Below are 17669 nucleotides of genomic sequence, written 5' to 3'. Positions count from 1 at the left end.
TGCTCGTCTGTGAATCTGCTTTTGCGCATCGCGCGTCCTCTCGGTTGCGCGGATTCTTCTCTATTGCCGTGGTACGGGCGACGGGTTGCAGGTCATAAATTCCAACGAATGCTGGCGGACATTCGATCTTGCTCTCCTAACCGTCTGTCCGTGAAGGATCATTCTGCGTACCAGTCTGCACTGCTACCGGCGATACAGCCGCAGGGACTCGCTGCACTGCCGTGCCGTCGGTACGACGTATCCGATTAAATGTGCGATCTCTGCTGATGAACGCATCAAGCATGTGCGGTATCAATGCTATGGCGTCGACCTTCTCGCCATAGGTCTGCGAATGCAGCGCTGCATACCGTTCCAAGTCATCCTTCAATTCTGTTGGACATGGGAATGTGACCTTCACGCTGTCGGCTTTGGGAAGCGGCCCAAGCCGCAGCTTGCGAGCAGATGTCATGGACGGCTCCTTCGTTCAGCAAAGAGCGGCTGATACGGCTGCAGCACCAGATCCCGATTCACGATGACGCGTACCGGCAAACCGGGCCGCAGCGTCAGCGTCGGCTGGATGTCCAGGTTGCGCCGCGTGAGCTCCTGCCCCGCCCGGCTGACGCTGTCCTGCAGGCTCTCGCGCCCCGCAATCACCACCCGATCGCCGCTGCTTCGGTTCTCGGGCGCCGCCAGTTCGGCACCGATGCCCAGCAACGTCGTCAACGCCGCGCCAGCCATGACGCGGTCCCAGTGCCAGTCCACGCCATCCTCCAGCCCCGCTTTACCTGAAGGGTCTGTGCCGACGAGGTTGTCCAACGCAAGCGATGTGGTGTCGGGCAGGATGATGCGCTGCCAGACGACCTGCACTCTGCTCTGGCCGAAGCTCACCTGGCTGTTGTAGCGCCCCAAAATGCGCGAGCCCTGCGGAATCAGCAGATAGCGACCGGTGGCCGTGTCGTAGACCGGCTCCGTCACGCTCGCGACGACATCGCCGGGCAGGTCCGACTGGATACCAGTGACCAATGCACCGGCGATCACCGTCCCGGCCATGACTTGGTAAGGAGAAGCTGGCAGCGTCAGAGAGCCGGCGTTGCGCGCATGTCCCCCCGAAGTGCTCTGGAAGGCCACCTTCTGGTCGTTCTGTTGGGGACGACCCTGCAGCGACTCGAGGACGGGCGCGGCGCCACTCCTTGCCGAGCCTTCATCACGCGCGGGCGTCAGCCCAGACGAAGCAAAGGAAGCGTCAGCTCTGCCCTCGCCCGATGCAGTCTTGCCACCCAACGAAGAAGCGCGCTGCCCGCCTGACCTAAAGAACACGCCCGACGCCAGCGCCTGTGCGTCCTCCTTATGCAGCGCATCCCGCTCGGCCTGCTGCGGGTCTTGGCCAGACGGTGTGTATGGGCCGCCGGTGGGCTGCTGTGCCTTCAGAACGGCGGGCCCCAGATCGCCAGGAAGGGGCGGCCCAAGCTGCGGGAATGCAGGGCCAGCCGGAGCCGCAGCTGGCACCTGCGAATAGTCCGAAGGCAGCTTGCCCAGTCCTTCGGACCGTGACACACGATCGACGTTGTACAGCTCCGTCGGCTCTCCTCCTGGCCTTCGCGGCCGAGGCTCCAACGACCAGAGCATGGCACCCAGCACACCCGCCGACAGGCTTCCCGTAAGCAGGATCATCATTCGCCGGTTCAGGCGCACCACGGGCCGCGGCTGAGCGCGCAGCGCCATTCCCTCGGCCGGAGCTTTCGGCGGAGATGCCCCGCCCTCCTCGACTGCAGCCGTCATGACCCCGCTCCAGGTGCGCGGCCATCGGAACGCTCGATCCGCACGATGTCGGCCTTGTCGCCACCGAGCCGCAACTCGGCTGCACCGAACAACCGATCAACGATGTAGTACGGCGGCCGGTACCGGTAGTTCGCCAGCTGCGCATCGCCCTGCTGGCCCACCACGAAGAGCGGCGGCAGCTCCCCCTGCGCGATGCCCGCGGGGAACTGGATGTACACCTTAGCCCCATCGTCAAAGGCGCGCAACGGCTTCCATGGCGGGTTGTCACCGTGGATCAGGTAGCGAAAGCGCAGCCGCTCCAGCGCCAACCCGGCGTCGACCGGCGCAGCAGCCCGCGCCGTTGCCGCTTCGCGCTTGAGCGCAATGAGGCGGTCCTTCGGATAGTCCCAGGACACCGATGCCATCCAGGCCTTCTCGGTCGAGGTCAGTTCGACCAGATAGGTCCGCCGGTTCGTCGTGATCACCAGATTGGTCGTCAGGTCAGGGCGTGTCGGCTTGACCAGCACGCTTACTCGCGCCGCCTCTTCCGCGCCGCTCACCGTGTCGCCCACGATCCAGCGGACGGTGTCCCCCGCCGCGACCGTCACGAGTTCCTCCCCGGCCTGCAGCAGGATCGCCGTCACGCGGCCCGGCGACGCATAGACCTGATAGAGCGCGCCTTCGCTGTAAGGCCAGACCTGAATGGCGTTCAAGTACCCCTCCCGCGTCGGGGCGACGCGCGCCGCCTCGTTCGCTCTCGAAACACGTTGCGTCTCGTCCGCTGGCTCAGGTGCCGCCGGTGCCGGCAACACAGGGTCCCATGGCTTCAACTGTCCAGGCATGGGCAGCACCTGCGGCACCTCGACCACGGCGGCAGGCGCAGCGGGCTCTGGAATCCGAGTCGCCTCGACCGGCTCGTCCAAGGCGATGACCGGCGGGGGCGCGGCGCGACTTGCACAACCGGCCACCCCAACAGCGACAGCCGCACAGGCACACACCCTCAAAATCACAGTCATGGCTTCACTCCTTCGTTGGCGTCCAGTTCGCGGCTCCACGACAGGCCATTGACGTAGATGCCGAGTGGGTTCTTGCGCAGGCGCTGCTCGGTGCGTGGTGTCTGCAGCACAACCGTGACCGAAGCGGTCCAGCGCTCCGTACCGGCCGGCGCGCCATTGACGAAACGCTGCTCTGTCCAGCGCAAGTTGAAGGACTGATCAGTGGCACGGACGACGCTGTTGATCTGAACCGTGACGGACTCCTTGCCCACGCGCGAGAAGGGATCGTTCACGCGCGCGTACCCGTTCAGCGAGGCGGCGCCGCGGTCCGTCGTGTAGTCGTAGGCATCGAGCCAGTTCTGCCGAACGACCACTGGATCGATAGACAGGGAGCGCACCAGCGTGATGAAACGGGCGAGGTGATGCGCAATCTGGGCATCCGTAGGCCGGTAGGGCGTTGCGGCTTCGCCGACGGCGCGAATCTGGCCCGATGCGTCTACCTCCACGACGTAGGGCGTCACGGTCGCCCGCGAGGCGCGCCACAGCAGGCCTCCGCCCATCAGCAGGGCCAGTCCCAGGCAGCCGAAGGCCATCCAGCGCCAGTTGCGGGCCTGCACCCGCGCGGACCCGAGCCGCTCGTCCCAGACCTGGCCAGCGGCCTGGTACGGCGTGACGGGTTGACGCGATTGCGCATAGCGCACGCCCGGTCGCTTGAAACGCATCATGTTTTCCTCAGGAATCCGAATCGCGCAGGCTCGGGCCGGTGCCGGCGCCACCTGCATCGCCACTGCGCAAGGTGTGGGCGGCCGTCGTGGCCGCATGCCCCATCTGCTGACGCCGCCGCATGCGCCGCGCCCAGGCCGGCTCCGGCGCATGGCCCGCGGGGGTTTTTGAGTCCCCCGCCTCCGCGGCGCCCGACGCGGCCGCCGCGGGTGCAGCCGCCTCAGCCACAAAGTCCGCCACGCGTTCACCGATTGCTTTGGAGCCAGTCGCCAGGCGTGCCCCCAAGGCGCTCAGGCCAGCACGCGCCACGTTGGCCACGCCCGATGCGGCAGCCCGGGCTGGATCGCCTCCACCGCCGGCTGCGCCGGAGGCGTAGGTCGTCCTGGCCTCACGCGCAAGCGAAGTGGCAGTTCGGCCGGCCGAGACGCCGCCTCGGATAGCGGCGCCTGCCGCACTAGGCGCGAGCCGGACTCCAGCTGCTGCGGCAGCCCCCACGCTTGCGGCGGCAGCGCTCCCGGCGACGGCCAAACCCGCCGCGCCCAACGCAGTACCGGCAGCAACACCTGCACCCAGTTGCGGCGCGCCGGACACCAGCCCGGTCGCGATGCCCGGGCCAAAGACACCAAGCCCCAGCAAGGTCAGCGCCGCCAGCATCGTGACCAGCGCATGGTCGATGCTGGGGTCCTCCCCAGGCGCCGCAGTGAATTCGCCGAACAGGCCCGAGCCGATGCCCACGATGACGGCCAGCACCAGCACCTTGATGCCCGAAGCCACCACGTTTCCGAGCACCTTCTCGGCCAGGAAGGCCGTCTTGTTCCACAGCGCGAACGGCACCAGCACGAAGCCCGCGAGCGCAGTGAGCTTGAACTCGATCAGCGTGACAAAGAGCTGAACGGCGAGCACGAAGAACGCCACGATCAGCACCAGCCAGGCCAGGAAGAGGACCGCGATCATGTCCAGATTGGCGAAGACCTCTGGAAAGCCCGTGAGATCGCCGATCTGCTTCATGATCGGACGCCCCGCTTCGATGCCGACCTGCGCCAGCCGGCCCGGCTGCAGCAGCTGAGCCTTCGATAGCCCGGAGCCTGAGGCCTGCAGGCCCAGCCCCGCGAAAGAGTCGAACACGATGCCGGCCAGGCGATTGAAGTTGCCGAGGATGTAGGCGAAGGCACCCACGTAGAGCACCTTCTTGATGAGCCGCGCCATCACGTCGTCGCCCTGACCGCTCGCATGGCCCAGCGCCCACATGAGTCCCGCAAGCGTCATGTCGATGGCCACAAGCGTGGCGGTCAGGAAGCGCACCTCGCCCTGAAGCAGCCCGAAGCCGGAATCGATGTAGCGGGAGAAGACGTCCAGGAAGCGGTCGATGGTCCCGACGTCGGTCATGGCGCGGCACCCCCGCCCGGCTGCGCCGCCGGCGAGACCGATGTCGCGTAAGACGACGGCTCTGCGCGAAGAAAGCGCAGGCGCACTGCCTCCGAAACGGCCGCACACTGCGCCTCCGACACGGATGCATCGCGTTGCCGACACGCGGCCCGCAAGGCGGCCAAGCGCTGCGGATCCTCTGCAAGCGCCGCGGCTGTCGCGGGAGGTGCGGCGTTCTCCTGCCGGCTGCATCCGCCCTGCCCCAGTACCGCCCCCACCAGCATGCCCATCGTGAGCCAGTAGATCGCACCCGGCGCGCCTACCGCTTCACGGAGTGCCATGGAAGGTCACCGGATACGGGGTGTATGCCGTGCCACTGCCCTGGAAGCGGCGCCGCGTCTCGCGCGCGCGCTCATGCGCAGCAGCCTGCCGCGCCTGCTCCAGCGCGTTGGCACGGTCATTGGTCAGCTGAAGCTGCTGCGCCTGGATGGCCTGTCGGGCCTGAAGCGCCAGCAGTTGATTGGTCGCCTGCGCAGCCTGCAACGCGCCACTCGCCGACTGGCTGCGTTCCACCAGATCGGACAGAACCTGTTCGTCCGCCGAGAAGGTCTGCACGGCCTGCGCCTGCATCTTCGCTGCGGTGCGCAGCGCCTCCAAAGACAGGGACCAGCGCCGACGCGCGTCCTCGACCATCTGGCCCTGCGAGACGGAAACACCCACAGCGTCCGGATAAAGCGCCCGGAACTGTACGTCCATCGCCTGCACGCTCTGGGCCAGGCTCTGTGCCTCCTGGATCAGCCGATTCGACGTGGCCAGCGTACTGCGCAACTGTGCCAGTGCGTTGAAGTCCAGGCGTGCCAGGTTCTTGGTCTGGTTGGAAAGCATCTGCGCTTCGTTCTGGAGCTGCTTCACCTGGTTGTTGATCTGCTCCAAGGTGTTGGCCGCCGTGAGGATGTTCTGAGCCAGGTTCGAGGGATCGAGCACGATGTCGCCGATCCCGAAGAGCGCGTGGGCCGGTGCTGCGGCGCCGAAGACCAGAGCGGCCGCCAACGCCACACGGCACAGCGGACGGGAGGGAATGCGAAATGGCTTCATGCGGAGTTCTCCTCGAAGTTGGACGGTTGAGGGTCAGCACCTGGGAAGGCAGCCAGAAGCTCAGCCGCCCAGCCAAGGCGTTGATGCAGCAGCCACTGCTGCGCGAACGCAGCGCGGCCGTGCTCGCGCAGCAGTTCATCCATCTCCCGCTGCTGCTCGGGTCGCGACGCACCGGCAAAGGCCAGCGCCACCGGTCCCAGGCCAAGGTCGAAGACGCGGCCGCCCAGACGGGACTGGTAGTAGTACTCGCGCTTGGGGATGGCGGTCGCCACGATGGCAATCTGCCGCGCGTTCAGGCCGAAGCCTTCATAGATCTGGCGGATCTGCGGCTCGGTCGCCTGGGGATTGGGCAGGAAGATGCGGCTTGCGCAGCTCTCGACGACGGCAGGGGCAATGCTGGAGTTCTGGATGTCGGCCAGGCTCTGCGTCGCGAAGACCACCGACACGTTCTTCTTGCGCAGCGTCTTGAGCCATTGACGGATCCGTGCCGCAAACACCGGGTCGTCCAGGAAGAGCCAGGCTTCGTCCATGATGAGCAACGTGGGCGCCCCGTCGAAGCGGGCCTCGAAGTGCGCGAAGAGATAGCCCAGTACGGCCAGCACCGCCGCCTTGCTGGGCATCAGCGCCTCCATCTCGAAGCACTGCACGGCGGCATCGCCCAGCCTGTCGGCCTCCGCATCCAGCAGCCGCCCATGGGCGCCGCCCAGCACGTAGGGCGCGAGCGCCTGGCGCAAGGCCCTGGATTGCAGCAGCACCGAGAGGCCGGTCAGCGTTCGCTGCTCGACCGGCGCGCTGGCCAGACTGCCCAGGGCCAGCCAGACCGCCTCACGCTCGGCGGGACCGACGTCCACACCCTCCTGCCGCAGCCGCCCCTCGATCCATTCGGCCGCCCAGGCGCGATGGCCTTCTTCATCGATGCGAGCCAGGGGCTGGAAAGCGATACCGTGCTCGGCGCCGAGGTCGTAGTGCTCGCCCCCGAGCCCCAGGATCGTCGCGCGCAAAGACCGCCCCACGTCAAAGGCCAGAACGCGGGAGCCGGGATAGCGCAGGAACTGCAGCGCCAGCGTGGCCAGCAACACGGACTTGCCCATGCCGGTCGGGCCCACCACCAGCGTATGGCCCACGTCGCCCACATGCGTCACCAGCCGGAACGGCGTCGCTCCGTCGGTCCGGGTGATCACGAGCGGCGGGCCATCCAGATGGGCGTTGCGCTCTGGCCCGGCCCAGACGGCCGACACGGGCATCAGGTGCGCCAGGTTCAGCGTGGACACGATGGGCTGGCGGACGTTGGCATACACGTGTCCGGGCAGCGACGACAGCCAGGCCTCCACCGCATTGAGCGTCTCCGGCATCGTGACGAAGCCGCGCCCCTGGATCACCCGCTCGACCTGCCGCAGCTTTTCTTCAGCGGCGTCGGCGCTGGCATCCGTCACCACCACCGTCGCCGTGACATAGCCGAAAGCGACCTGGTCACCGCCCAAAGACTGCAGCGCTGCATCCGCGTCGGCCGCCTTGTTGCTCGCATCCGTATCGACCAGCGGGCTCTCCTGCTGGAACACGCTCTCGCGCAGCAGCGCGATGACGCTCTTGCGCTTGGCGAACCACTGCCGCCGCAGCCGCACGAGCGCCTGCTCCGCTTCGGCCTTGTCCATGCAGAGGAAGCGGGTCGACCAGCGATAGGCAAAGCCCAGTCGGTTGAGGTCGTCCAGGATGCCGGGCCACGTCGATGTGGGAAAGCCTCGGACGGTCAGCACCCGCAGGTGCTGACTGCCCAGCATGGGCGCCAGGCCACCGGCCAGGGGCCGATCGGCAAGCAGCACGTCCAGGTAAATGGGCACCTCGGGCACCGCGACCGCGTGCCGGTGCTCCGAGACGCAGCCGTGCAGGAAGGACAGCGTCTGCGCATCGTCCAGCCAGCCGACCTCGGGCATCACGCCTTCGATCAGGTCCAGCAGCCGCCCGGACTCCGCCACGAAGGTCGTCAGGCGCTCACGCCAGTCCACGCCTTCCGCCGCCCGGTTCTCGTAGAGAAAATGCGCCGCCCGGGTGCGGTTCTCTTCCGGCGGAAGCCAGACCAGCGTGAGGTGGTAGTGGCTCTCGAAGTGGCTGTCGGACGCCTCGAAAGCCGCGCGGCGCTCCTCGTCAACCAGCCACGACAGAGGCTCAGGAAATGCTGAGTGGGGATAGCCGGCCGCCTCGCGCCGCTCGGCCTGCACGAAGATCGCCCAGCCGGAACCGAGACGACGCAGCGCATTGTTGAGCCGCGCGGTGGTCGCCACCAGCTCGGTCGGCGTGGCGCTGTCCAGATCCGGTCCGCGAAATCGGGCCGTGCGCTGGAAGCTGCCATCCTTGTTCAGGACGACACCCGGCGCCACAAGCGCCGCCCACGGCAGATAGTCGGCCAGTTGGTCGGCACGTCGGCGGTATTCGGACAGATTGAACATGAGCCCGAGCCCTTAAACGTCCAGCAACGCGCGATGCTTGAGGTGCCGCATGAACACCGCCATGAACTGCGCATCCTGCCGCGCCCCCCAGACGGCCAGTGCGTGGCCGACAACCCAGAGCACGGCACCCGGGATCCACAACTGCAGCCCCAGCCCCACAGCGGCCGCCAGGGTGCCGTTGGCGATGGCCACGGTCCGCGGCGCGCCACCCAGCAGAATCGGCTCCGTCAGCGACCGGTGCAGCGGCACTTCGAAGCCTGGGCTGTCCGATCCGCTCATGCCAGCACCGCGCCACCGGAGAAGCTGAAGAAGCTCAGGAAGAAGGAAGAGGCCGCGAACGCGATCGACAGGCCGAACACGATCTGGATCAGCTTGCGAAAGCCTCCTGACGTGTCGCCGAAGGCAAGCGCCAGGCCCGTCGAGATGATGATGATCACCGCCACGATGCGCGCCACCGGTCCCTGGATGGACTCGAGGATGGACTGCAGTGGAGCCTCCCACGGCATGCTGGAGCCAGCGGCATACGCGGGTGCAGCCACCGCCAACAGCGTGACCAGCGGGAAGGCGGCACGCAGCAGCGCCCGCCTGGAACAGCGACGAAGGATCATGAAGAATCTCCTGGAAGGGGTAACGAGGTTTGAGGAGGCACAGACTCGGAAGACTCAGGCAGCGCAGGCTCCAGCGAGTCGTCCAGCAGATAGCCGTTGGTGTCGTGGCCGACGACCCGCGCAATGCAGCGAACCCGACGGGCGTGACCGCGTCCCGCCAGATGCACCACCACGTTCACCGTCTCGGCAATGAGCGCCCGCGGAACCGTGAGGCTGACTTCCTGGATGAGCTGCTCCAGCCGCGTGAGGGCACCCGCGGCGGAATTGGCATGCACCGTGGCAATGCCGCCCGGGTGGCCGGTGCCCCAGGCCTTGATCAGGTCCAGCGCTTCGGCGCCGCGCACCTCGCCGACCACGATGCGGTCCGGCCGCAGGCGCAAGGTGGCGCGCACCAGGTCGGCCATGGTGGCCGCACCCGGTTCTGCGCGCAGGCTCACGTGGTCCTCGCTGCGGCACTGCAGCTCCACGGTGTCCTCCAGCACGAGCACACGGTCACGTGTCTGGGCCACTTCGTCCAGGAGCGCATTCGCCAGCGTCGTCTTGCCGGTACTGGTGCCACCGGCCACCACGATGTTCAGGCGGGCCCGTACGGCGCAGCGCAGGAAGGCGGCCTGCGCCTCGCTCATGATCCCGGCGGCCACATAGTCCGCGAGGGTCATGATGGCGAGTGCCCGCTTGCGGATCGCGAACGATGGCGCCCGCACGATGGGCGGTAGCGCCCCCATGAAGCGCTCCCCCGTCTCCGGCAACTCGGCCGACAGCAGCGGCGCCCCTGAATGCACCTCCGCTCGCACATGCGCGGCCACCAGCCGAATGATCCGCTCGGCATCGGCAGCCGTCATTCGGTGGCCCGTCGGCGCCCTGCCCGTCCCAAGCCGGTCCAGCCAAAGCGAGCCGTCGGGGTTGAGCAGGACCTCGATCACGTCGCGGTCTTCGAGTGCGGCCGTGATCTCCGGCCCCATGGCCGTGCGCAGCATGCGAATGCGCCGCTCTGCCGGTTCGCCATCGGTCCAGGCATCGGAGGCCGTCATGCGCCCTCCTCGCGGCTTTCTGGAACCGGCCTGGCCGAGGCGGCCGGGCCAGGACCGGAAACCACAGACTCCTCTTGCACTTCCCGGACCAGGCTGCGCCCGCGCTGCACATGCCGCGCCAGCTGTTCGATGAACTGTGCATAGCGCGCACGACCTTGGGCGCGGACGGCCTCCTGCTGATGCTCCGGGACGGGCAGAGCCAAGGTCAGGTAATGGCGCACGAACAGCGCGACCGTCTCGATCAGGATGCCCTGGTCACGCTCCAGGCGCTCGAACTGGCGCGACAGCCGGTCCAGGCGCTTGGTCAAGGCAAGCTCGCGCTGCTCCGCCACGTCTGGCGCAAGGTAGGCAGACAGCGCCGCGGCAATCACGGACGACTTCGACACGCCGCGATGGGCCGCGATGTCATCCAACCGAGCGGCATGGTCCCGCTCGATGAAGATGTTCAGGCGCGCGCGCCGCGTGCCGAGGCTCATAGCACGATCCCGTCGTCCGGATCCAGCGCCGCCAGGCGGGCGAGCCGAGACCGATCACGCACGGCACGGCCACCACGGGCGTCAGCGAGGCCGCGAGGCAAAGGCATGCTCCCGTCGTCGACCTCTTCGTCGAGCAGCAGCAGAGCCACCGGCTCTGGCTCGGGCGTCGTCGGCGGCGAGAGATCCAGCTCCGGCTTCAGCTGATGGCCACCTTCCTCGGAGGACGATTCGCAGACATGCGCCGGCCTCACCACTGCGCCGGCACACGCAGGCAGCACATGCCAATCGTCCGTCCGAGCGGGCGGCCGGTCGGGATAGCACCCCACAACCAACGCTGGCGGCCACAGTACCCGCGCAGTGAAGTTGCGGTCCAGGAAGTAGCGCAGCTTGCGCGCCCGGATGGGCGGATGACCCGACACCATCACGACAGCGTCGTCGGGCGGCAGCTGCATGACTTCCCCGGGTGTCAGCAAGGGGCGAGACGTCTCCTGGCGCGACACCATCAGGTGCCCCAGCCAGGGCGCGAGCCGGTGGCCGGCATAGTTGCGCTGCGCGCGCAACTCCGTGGCCGTCCCCAAGGCGTCCGAGATGCGCTTCGCCGTGCGCTCGTCGTTGGTGGCGAACGCAATGCGCACATGGCAGTTGTCCAGGATTGCATGGTTCGGCCCGTAGGCCTTGTCGATCTGGTTCAGGCTCTGCGCAATCAGGAAGGCACGCAGGCCATAGCCGGCCATGAACGCCAGCGCCGATTCGAAGAAGTCCAGCCGTCCCAGCGCCGGAAATTCATCGAGCATCAGCAGCAGCTTGTGATGCCGCTCCAGACCATCCGAGCCGTCGAGCGACTCCGTGAGCCGGCGGCCGATCTGGTTGAGGATCAGGCGGATCAGCGGCTTGGTGCGGCTGATGTCCGAGGGCGGGACCACCAGATACAACGAAACCGGGTGCTGCGCCGAAATGAGGTCCGCAATGCGCCAGTCGCACCGGGCCGTCACCTCCGCCACCGTCGGATCGCGGTACAGGCCCAGGAAGGACATGGCGGTGGAGAGCACGCCCGAGCGCTCGTTGTCGCTCTTGTTGAGCACCTCCCGCGCCGCAGACGCAACCACCGGGTGCGGCGCGGTCCCCAGATGCAGCGTCGTCATCATGCGGTGCAGGGTCTGCTCGAAGGTGCAGGCAGGGTCGGACAGGAAGTTCGCGACGCCGCGCAGCGTCCGATCCTCGCCCGCATAGAGCACGTGGAGGATTGCCCCCACCAGCAGCGCATGCGAGGTCTTCTCCCAGTGGTTGCGCCGCTCGAGCGCGCCCTCGGGGTCCACCAGGATGTCGGCAATGTTCTGCACGTCACGCACCTCGTGCTCGCCTCGCCGCACTTCCAACAGCGGGTTGTAGGCGGCAGACCGTGCATCCGTGGGGTTGAAGAGCAGGCAGTGAGAAAAGCGAGACCGCCAGCCAGCCGTGAGCTGCCAGTTCTCGCCCTTGATGTCATGCACCACCGCCGATCCCGGCCAGCTGAGCAGCGTCGGCACCACCAGACCCACGCCCTTGCCCGAGCGCGTCGGCGCGAAGGCCATCACGTGCTCTGGCCCCTCATGGCGCAGGTACGCGCCATCGCGCGCGGGAAGACGGCCAAGGAACACGCCGGCGGCGCCCGTCAGGCCGGCCTTGTCGATCTCGGTGCGCTCCGCCCACCGCGCCGAGCCGTAGGTGGTCACACGCCGCGACACCCGCGAATGCCACACCGCCATGCCGATGGCCACGCCCGTGGCAAGGAGGCCGCTGCTCGCCGCGATGGTGCCGCCGCGGCTGAAGACCTCGGGCGCATAGGCGTCGTACCAGTACCACCATTCGAAGAGCTTCCAGGGCTCATAGACCGGCTGCCCGAGCAGTTCGAACCACGGTGCGCCAAGCCGGGGTTGGTGCCCCAGGGCACGGGCCGTCCACTGCGTGGCCGCCCAGACGCCGCCCAGGGAAGTGGCGGCGACCGCGGCGATTCGCCCGACCAGCACACCGCTTTGCACCTCATGCGACATCCAAGCTCCTTGACACGACCACTGAACGGCGGCTTCCAGCCGCCCAACTGCGGTGCAGTGTCCGAAGAGCAGCCAGGACCCACCACCCACGCTGGCGTACCCAGGCGTACTGCAGCCCATTGCCCCTGCTCATCGCCCACGTCCCAGTGCAGCCTCCGGTCCAGCATCGGACCGTGAACGAGACATCTGCTGCACCACGCGAACGAAATGCTCTTCGAGCTCCCGGCCTCGGTCGGCCAGTGCACTGCCTGCAGGCGTCAAGCGGATCGGACGCCGGCGCCGGTCGAACAACGCCACGTCGCCGAGTCGGTACTCCAGCTCACGGATGGCACGCGAAAGATTCGACGCATCCGTCGGCAGCTGCTCGGCGGCGCGCCGAATGCTGGCCGCTCGCGCAACGGCCATGAAGAAGCGAAGGTGGCGCAGGCTGATGCCCTGGATCATGGGTGGACTCCACTCGACGGTCGGCGTTGGGGCACCACCGGCGATGGCGCCCGATGCCATGGCTGCCGAGTTTGGAGAGACGGGCGCCACAGAACACTCCCCGGATCTGGTAGGCCACTGCATTCAGCAGCTTGCGAAGGCGGCGAAAGCCACTCAGCAACTTTGACTGCGATGCAACGCGCGCCTCGATACCTCTACGACGCGAGGCGTCGGGCCCCGTCGCCGAGACCGCACGATTGCGTGCCACGCAAGCGTTGCCCCCAAATGGCCCGCATCGGAGCATCGCGGCTTCTCACCGACTCCCGAGGACGCCCCATGACTCTCTCTATGCGCCGCCTTCTCCTTGGTCGCTGGTTCACCCTGGCAACGCTCTGTGCAGGTGCGTGGCTCGGCGTGGCCCATGCCCAGGACAACAGCTATCGGATTGCCACCGAAGGCACGTATCCACCCTGGAGCTACAAGGATGCCCAGGGCACGTTGCAGGGCTGGGACGTCGACATCGCGCGCGCCCTGTGCGACAAGATGAAGGCGAGGTGCGAGATCGTGGCTCAGGACTGGGATGGCATGCTTCCAGGACTGCTCTCGCGCAAGTTCGACCTGATCGTCGCGAGCATGGCGATCACCGAGCAGCGCCGCCAGCGCGTCGCCTTCTCGACCAAGTACAAGGACACCGTTTCGCGCTTCGTCGCCCGCAAAGGGACACCCGATGAGGTGAGCCCGCAAGCGCTGAAGGGCAAGACGATCGGCGTCCAGCGCGGATCGATCCAGGCCGGCTACCTCACCCACAACTACGGAAGTGCGGATCTGCGCTTCTACGACACGCCCCAGGCCGCCGAGCTCGACCTGGTCGCGGGCCGCGTCGACTACATCTTCGGCAACATGGTGACCTACTTCGTGGGCTTCATGAAAACGCCCCAGGCCAAGGACTTCGCGTTCGTCGGGCCCGAATTCAAGGGCGGGCTGCTCGGGGAAGGGAACGGGATCGCAGTCCGCAAAGACGATTCTCAGACCCTGGCCAAGGTCAACGCCGCGCTCGACGCAATCCGAGCCGACGGGACGTATGACCGCATCACGTCCAAGTACTTCCCCTTCAAGCTGATGTAGGCCGCGTCGATCCCATGAACCTGCTTCAAGGCTATGAGGGGCAACTGCTGACCGGAGCGCTCACCACGCTGCAGCTGGCCGCCGCATCGCTCCTGCTGGGCTCCCTCTTGGGCGCAGCCTGCTGCTGGCTGCAACTCGCGCCTTTGCGCCCGCTGCGGGCGGTTGGGGCCGGCTACGCCGCGGTGGCCCGCGGCGTACCGGACCTGCTGATCGTCTTCGCCGTTTTCTTCGGGGGCTCACTGACACTCGCCAAGCTCACAGGACGCCATGTCGAGATCGACACCTTCCTGGCCGGCGTCGTCGCTTTGGCGCTGTCCTTTGGCGCTTATGCCGGCGAGATCGCGCGTGGCGCTCTGCAGGCCGTGCCCACCGCGCAGCGAGAGGCAGCTCGCGTGCTGGGACTCTCACGCGCGCAGACCTTGTGGATGGTGGTTCTGCCACAGGCGGCACGTACGGCGCTCGCCCCCTTCGGCAACCAGACCATCGTCCTGCTCAAGCAGACCTCCATCGTCTCCATCGTGGGATGCGACGAGCTCATGAGGAAGGCCGCCGAAGCGTCGGGCGCGACACGGCAGCCCTTCACGATGTACTTGGCCACCGCCTGCATCTATCTGGCGTTGACCGGCGCGTTGACGCTCTGCCTCGACTGGGCCGAACGCAAGGTCGCACCACAGGCGGTGAGGTGAATGGGCATGTTCGACATCTCATTGATCTGGTCCGTCATGCCGACGCTGCTGACAGGCGCTCGGCTCACGCTCGTACTCACGGCGCTTGTCGCCCTGCTCGGAGTCGCTTTGGCTTTACCCATCGCAATCGCCCGCAATGCCAGGTGGTCCGTTCTGCGGACAGCCGCCAATGGCTATGTGCTCTTCTTCCGGGGCACACCCGCGCTCGTGCAGCTGCTTCTTCTGTACTACGGCGCGGGTCAGTTCGACCTCATTCGCGGCTCGTTCCTTTGGCCCCTGCTCCGCGACCCCTTCTGGTGTGTCGTCATCGCCCTCGGCCTGAACTCCGCCGCCTACGGGGGAAAGACGCTGGCCGCCTCTCTCGCTGCCGTGCCCAGGGGCATCCGTGAAGCGGCCTTCGTCCTTGGCCTCAGCCGTGCACGCACCTTCTTCCACCTGGAGCTGCCCCTCGCCCTCAGGACCGCATTGCCGGCCTTGGGCAACGACGTCGTCCTGACCTGCAAGGCGACCTCATTGGCAAGCACCGTGACCCTCCTGGACCTCACCGGCACCGCCCGGCTGCTGACCTCCGAAACCTACGCACCGTACGAGGTGTTCATCGGAGCCGGCCTGGTCTATCTTTCCATCAACTACATCCTGATGGCCGGCCTGAGACAACTCGAACGCCACCTCGATCTCCACTCCACCCCACGCACAGCATGAAATTCATCACCTTGGGCCCCGCGGGCAACAACCACGAATTGGTGACGCGGCGCTACCTCGACTTCCACGGGCTGAGCGCCACCGCCACCTTGACGCTCACCGGGGACTTTGCCGAAGCGGTCGCCGCGGTGCTCGTCGGCGAAGCCGACTTCCTGGTCCAGTGCGCCGTTCATCCCGACTGCACGGCCACGATGGCCAAGTCCTTCCAGGGGCTCCACGCTGTGGACACCTTCCTCTCGCCGAGCCGAGACCTGGCGATCATCCGCCGCAAGGATGCCGCGCCAACCGGCGCGCTGGCGGTGATGAGTCCAACCCTGGACTACATCGATGCCAGCGGCTGGGATCGCATCGACCTCGTCCCCACCGTATCAGACGTGGCCCAGGGTCTCATCGACGGCACCTACGTCGAGGGCCTGGCCTATGCCTCATTGGCCGAGGCACACCCGGACATCCTGAAGATCGAACATTTCATTGGCACTGTGGACGACGCCTGGATCGTGTACGGCCGCACCCGCGTGACCGAAGGACGGTTGCTGGCCTGGCCAGACAGCCCCGCGAGTCGTCTGTACCGAGCCCAAACGGCATGAACACGCAAAGCCGAGCCGCTGCACCGGTGGTGCATGTCAGCGGCGTCAACAAGCACTTCGGCGCTCACCAAGTCCTGCACGACATTCACCTCAACGTGACCGCAGGAGAGCGGGTCGTCATCTGCGGCCCGTCCGGGTCAGGCAAGTCAACCCTTGCGCGCTGCATCAGCGGCCTTGAACCCTACGGAAGTGGCGAGGTGCGGGTCAATGGGCAGTCGGTCTCACCCCGGATGCGGCACAGCGATCTCGTGGCAGCGAACATCGGCATGGTGTTTCAGCAGTTCAACCTCTTCCCGCACCTGACAGTGCTGCAGAACTGCACCCTGGCCCAGCGGTGGGTGCGTCGTCGAAGCACACAAAAAGCGCGGGACGTTGCGATGGTGCAGCTCGCGAAGGTCCGGCTGGCGGAGAAGGCGACCGCCTATCCTGGGCAGTTGTCCGGCGGCCAGCAGCAACGCGTTGCCATCGCGCGAGCCCTGTGCCTTGACCCGTCGGTGCTGATCTTCGACGAAGCCACGTCCGCACTGGATCCGGAAATGGTCAAGGAGGTGCTCGACGCCATGATCCTGTTGGCCAAGGACGGGATGACGATGATCTGCATCACGCACGAGATGGGCTTCGCCCGCGCCGTCGCCAACAAAGTCGTATTCATGGAGGCGGGCTACATCGTGCAGCAGGAGACACCAAACAACTTCTTCGATGCCAACGCTGACCCGAGGATTCAGCAATTCCTCAGGAGTGTCCACTGAGCATAGGAACGCGTAACGTTCGCCACAGATGCGAATGCCCGGTAGTGCACTAGCTGCCGAGAAGGCGTGCTGAGACGCGCTGCTGTGCCTGCACGTTGGGCGCGTCGAAGGGCGACTTCGCAGCGGAAGCGGTGCCTCGGGCTATCCTTGCGGCCCGCCGCTGTCGGCCAATAGCGGACTCACCCGTGCGGAAGAATCAGTGCTCGCGGACAGCGTTTGGCGGTTGCATCAACTCGATGGTCGCGCCATCAGGGCCAACGACGTAGATCACCCGCGTTCCAGCCCGCGCACCACCCGCGATCGGCTGTGGCGTGCCTTGTGCTTCCCAGCCGTAAGTGGCGATCCGCGCCAAGAGCGAGTCGATGTCATCGACCACGAGGGCGAGATGCGCAAAGCCCGGGTCGAACGGCTTGGTCGGTACGCTCGGCCGATCTACGCCCTGATACTCCAGAAGTTCAATCGTCTGCCCTGCCAGCGATACGATGGCGAGGCGTACTTTCGCCCCATGCGCGCCCGTCACTTGGCCGAGGAAATCGCCCCCCATCTCGCCCGTGCGCACAAGCCGCGCTCCCAGCCCATCAAGCCAAAACCGAAGCGCCTCATCGAGGGAGGCGACCGCAAAGCCGACGTGGTCGGCACAGCGCACCTGGAAACTTGCATGCTCGCTCATTAAGACGATCCTACCGCCAAAGTGCTGTTCGTCTGCCAAGGGCACGTTGCGGTCGTTCGTCGCGATGCACCTCAACGGCTGCTTCGCAGCGGTAGCCGACCTCCGGCCTATCCTTGCGGCCGGCCGCTGTCGGCCAGTAGCGGTCAGTCGCCTTCGGTGCCCAAGCTGCTCCAAACCGGACGTCCACTTCAAACCTGAATAGACATGCCCGAATTCTTGCTCT

The 17669-nt window shown here is 66.7% G+C and carries 19 protein-coding genes; 5 read left to right on the top strand and 14 right to left on the bottom strand.

The genetic code is table 11. The annotated features are described in order from the left end of the window. Positions 1-136 precede the first annotated feature (136 nt). From ABIC63_RS29440 to ABIC63_RS29380, 13 genes are all read right to left on the bottom strand, one after another. Positions 137-448, bottom strand: a complete 312-nt coding sequence (locus tag ABIC63_RS29440) for a DUF2274 domain-containing protein (RefSeq protein WP_354322395.1) — start codon at positions 446-448, stop codon at positions 137-139. Further along, entirely contained in the window at positions 445-1758 is a 1314-nt protein-coding gene (locus ABIC63_RS29435; RefSeq protein ID WP_354322394.1) for a TraB/TrbI/VirB10 family type IV secretion system protein, read from the bottom strand. Before ABIC63_RS29435 ends, ABIC63_RS29440 begins: the two co-directional genes overlap by 4 nt. Further along, a complete protein-coding gene (gene trbG, locus ABIC63_RS29430; protein ID WP_354322393.1) occupies positions 1755-2753 on the bottom strand; it encodes a P-type conjugative transfer protein TrbG in 999 nt (332 codons plus the stop codon). The genes ABIC63_RS29435 and trbG overlap by 4 nt, the downstream gene beginning before the upstream one ends. After that, complete coding sequence (gene trbF / locus ABIC63_RS29425; RefSeq protein WP_354322392.1) at positions 2750-3454, bottom strand: conjugal transfer protein TrbF; 705 nt, start codon at positions 3452-3454, stop codon at positions 2750-2752. The genes trbG and trbF overlap by 4 nt, the downstream gene beginning before the upstream one ends. 10 nt (positions 3455-3464) lie before the next feature. Continuing rightward, entirely contained in the window at positions 3465-4841 is a 1377-nt protein-coding gene (gene trbL, locus ABIC63_RS29420; protein ID WP_354322397.1) for a P-type conjugative transfer protein TrbL, read from the bottom strand. 306 nt (positions 4842-5147) lie between these two features. Then, complete coding sequence (trbJ, locus tag ABIC63_RS29415) at positions 5148-5915, bottom strand: P-type conjugative transfer protein TrbJ (RefSeq protein ID WP_354322391.1); 768 nt, start codon at positions 5913-5915, stop codon at positions 5148-5150. Next, positions 5912-8359 carry a conjugal transfer protein TrbE gene (trbE, locus tag ABIC63_RS29410; protein ID WP_354322390.1) on the bottom strand — a complete coding sequence of 816 codons (2448 nt, stop codon included), beginning with the start codon at positions 8357-8359 and terminating at the stop codon, positions 5912-5914. Before trbE ends, trbJ begins: the two co-directional genes overlap by 4 nt. A gap of 12 nt (positions 8360-8371) precedes the next feature. Then, positions 8372-8638 carry a VirB3 family type IV secretion system protein gene (locus tag ABIC63_RS29405; RefSeq protein ID WP_354322389.1) on the bottom strand — a complete coding sequence of 89 codons (267 nt, stop codon included), beginning with the start codon at positions 8636-8638 and terminating at the stop codon, positions 8372-8374. After that, entirely contained in the window at positions 8635-8967 is a 333-nt protein-coding gene (locus ABIC63_RS29400) for a TrbC/VirB2 family type IV secretion system protein (RefSeq protein ID WP_354322388.1), read from the bottom strand. Before ABIC63_RS29400 ends, ABIC63_RS29405 begins: the two co-directional genes overlap by 4 nt. After that, a complete protein-coding gene (gene trbB, locus ABIC63_RS29395; RefSeq protein ID WP_354322387.1) occupies positions 8964-9998 on the bottom strand; it encodes a P-type conjugative transfer ATPase TrbB in 1035 nt (344 codons plus the stop codon). The genes ABIC63_RS29400 and trbB overlap by 4 nt, the downstream gene beginning before the upstream one ends. Then, complete coding sequence (locus tag ABIC63_RS29390) at positions 9995-10474, bottom strand: CopG family transcriptional regulator (RefSeq protein WP_354322386.1); 480 nt, start codon at positions 10472-10474, stop codon at positions 9995-9997. Before ABIC63_RS29390 ends, trbB begins: the two co-directional genes overlap by 4 nt. Then, positions 10471-12504 (bottom strand): conjugal transfer protein TraG, encoded by a 2034-nt coding sequence (locus ABIC63_RS29385; protein WP_502935931.1) that lies wholly within the window; start codon positions 12502-12504, stop codon positions 10471-10473. Before ABIC63_RS29385 ends, ABIC63_RS29390 begins: the two co-directional genes overlap by 4 nt. A gap of 129 nt (positions 12505-12633) precedes the next feature. Continuing rightward, positions 12634-12948 (bottom strand): LysR family transcriptional regulator, encoded by a 315-nt coding sequence (locus tag ABIC63_RS29380; RefSeq protein WP_354322385.1) that lies wholly within the window; start codon positions 12946-12948, stop codon positions 12634-12636. Between the two features lie 315 nt (positions 12949-13263). Between ABIC63_RS29380 and ABIC63_RS29375 the strand changes: the two genes are divergently transcribed. The 5 genes from ABIC63_RS29375 to ABIC63_RS29355 are packed head-to-tail and all read left to right on the top strand — an operon-like array spanning position 13264 to position 16776. Continuing rightward, complete coding sequence (locus ABIC63_RS29375; RefSeq protein WP_354322384.1) at positions 13264-14052, top strand: ABC transporter substrate-binding protein; 789 nt, start codon at positions 13264-13266, stop codon at positions 14050-14052. Positions 14053-14066: 14 nt separating this feature from the next. Then, positions 14067-14738, top strand: coding sequence for an ABC transporter permease subunit (locus tag ABIC63_RS29370; RefSeq protein WP_354322383.1), 672 nt, complete (start codon positions 14067-14069; stop codon positions 14736-14738). A gap of 6 nt (positions 14739-14744) precedes the next feature. Next, a complete protein-coding gene (locus ABIC63_RS29365) occupies positions 14745-15440 on the top strand; it encodes an ABC transporter permease (RefSeq protein WP_354322382.1) in 696 nt (231 codons plus the stop codon). Next, a complete protein-coding gene (locus ABIC63_RS29360) occupies positions 15437-16027 on the top strand; it encodes a hypothetical protein (RefSeq protein ID WP_234194339.1) in 591 nt (196 codons plus the stop codon). Before ABIC63_RS29365 ends, ABIC63_RS29360 begins: the two co-directional genes overlap by 4 nt. Further along, a complete protein-coding gene (locus tag ABIC63_RS29355) occupies positions 16024-16776 on the top strand; it encodes an amino acid ABC transporter ATP-binding protein (RefSeq protein WP_354322381.1) in 753 nt (250 codons plus the stop codon). The genes ABIC63_RS29360 and ABIC63_RS29355 overlap by 4 nt, the downstream gene beginning before the upstream one ends. 196 nt (positions 16777-16972) lie before the next feature. Here the strand turns inward: ABIC63_RS29355 and ABIC63_RS29350 are convergent. Next, on the bottom strand, positions 16973-17669 hold a 697-nt coding region (locus tag ABIC63_RS29350; RefSeq protein ID WP_354322380.1), incomplete at its 5' end, for a VOC family protein.

The sequence above is a fragment of the Pseudacidovorax sp. 1753 genome, assembly GCF_040544975.1.
Lineage (GTDB): Bacteria > Pseudomonadota > Gammaproteobacteria > Burkholderiales > Burkholderiaceae_C > Xenophilus.
The sequence above is the reverse complement of the archived record's forward strand: the minus strand, read 5'-3'. Positions and strand labels throughout refer to the sequence as shown.

Bases quoted from the DNA above. Each gene is read 5' to 3' on its own strand.
- ABIC63_RS29440 (WP_354322395.1), bottom strand. From the start codon at position 448: ATGACATCTGCTCGCAAGCTGCGGCTTGGGCCGCTTCCCAAAGCCGAC.
- ABIC63_RS29435 (WP_354322394.1), bottom strand. From the start codon at position 1,758: ATGACGGCTGCAGTCGAGGAGGGCGGGGCATCTCCGCCGAAAGCTCCG.
- trbG (WP_354322393.1), bottom strand. From the start codon at position 2,753: ATGACTGTGATTTTGAGGGTGTGTGCCTGTGCGGCTGTCGCTGTTGGG.
- trbF (WP_354322392.1), bottom strand. From the start codon at position 3,454: ATGCGTTTCAAGCGACCGGGCGTGCGCTATGCGCAATCGCGTCAACCC.
- trbL (WP_354322397.1), bottom strand. From the start codon at position 4,841: ATGACCGACGTCGGGACCATCGACCGCTTCCTGGACGTCTTCTCCCGC.
- trbJ (WP_354322391.1), bottom strand. From the start codon at position 5,915: ATGAAGCCATTTCGCATTCCCTCCCGTCCGCTGTGCCGTGTGGCGTTG.
- trbE (WP_354322390.1), bottom strand. From the start codon at position 8,359: ATGTTCAATCTGTCCGAATACCGCCGACGTGCCGACCAACTGGCCGAC.
- ABIC63_RS29405 (WP_354322389.1), bottom strand. From the start codon at position 8,638: ATGAGCGGATCGGACAGCCCAGGCTTCGAAGTGCCGCTGCACCGGTCG.
- ABIC63_RS29400 (WP_354322388.1), bottom strand. From the start codon at position 8,967: ATGATCCTTCGTCGCTGTTCCAGGCGGGCGCTGCTGCGTGCCGCCTTC.
- trbB (WP_354322387.1), bottom strand. From the start codon at position 9,998: ATGACGGCCTCCGATGCCTGGACCGATGGCGAACCGGCAGAGCGGCGC.
- ABIC63_RS29390 (WP_354322386.1), bottom strand. From the start codon at position 10,474: ATGAGCCTCGGCACGCGGCGCGCGCGCCTGAACATCTTCATCGAGCGG.
- ABIC63_RS29385 (WP_502935931.1), bottom strand. From the start codon at position 12,504: ATGTCGCATGAGGTGCAAAGCGGTGTGCTGGTCGGGCGAATCGCCGCG.
- ABIC63_RS29380 (WP_354322385.1), bottom strand. From the start codon at position 12,948: ATGATCCAGGGCATCAGCCTGCGCCACCTTCGCTTCTTCATGGCCGTT.
- ABIC63_RS29375 (WP_354322384.1), top strand. From the start codon at position 13,264: ATGACTCTCTCTATGCGCCGCCTTCTCCTTGGTCGCTGGTTCACCCTG.
- ABIC63_RS29370 (WP_354322383.1), top strand. From the start codon at position 14,067: ATGAACCTGCTTCAAGGCTATGAGGGGCAACTGCTGACCGGAGCGCTC.
- ABIC63_RS29365 (WP_354322382.1), top strand. From the start codon at position 14,745: ATGTTCGACATCTCATTGATCTGGTCCGTCATGCCGACGCTGCTGACA.
- ABIC63_RS29360 (WP_234194339.1), top strand. From the start codon at position 15,437: ATGAAATTCATCACCTTGGGCCCCGCGGGCAACAACCACGAATTGGTG.
- ABIC63_RS29355 (WP_354322381.1), top strand. From the start codon at position 16,024: ATGAACACGCAAAGCCGAGCCGCTGCACCGGTGGTGCATGTCAGCGGC.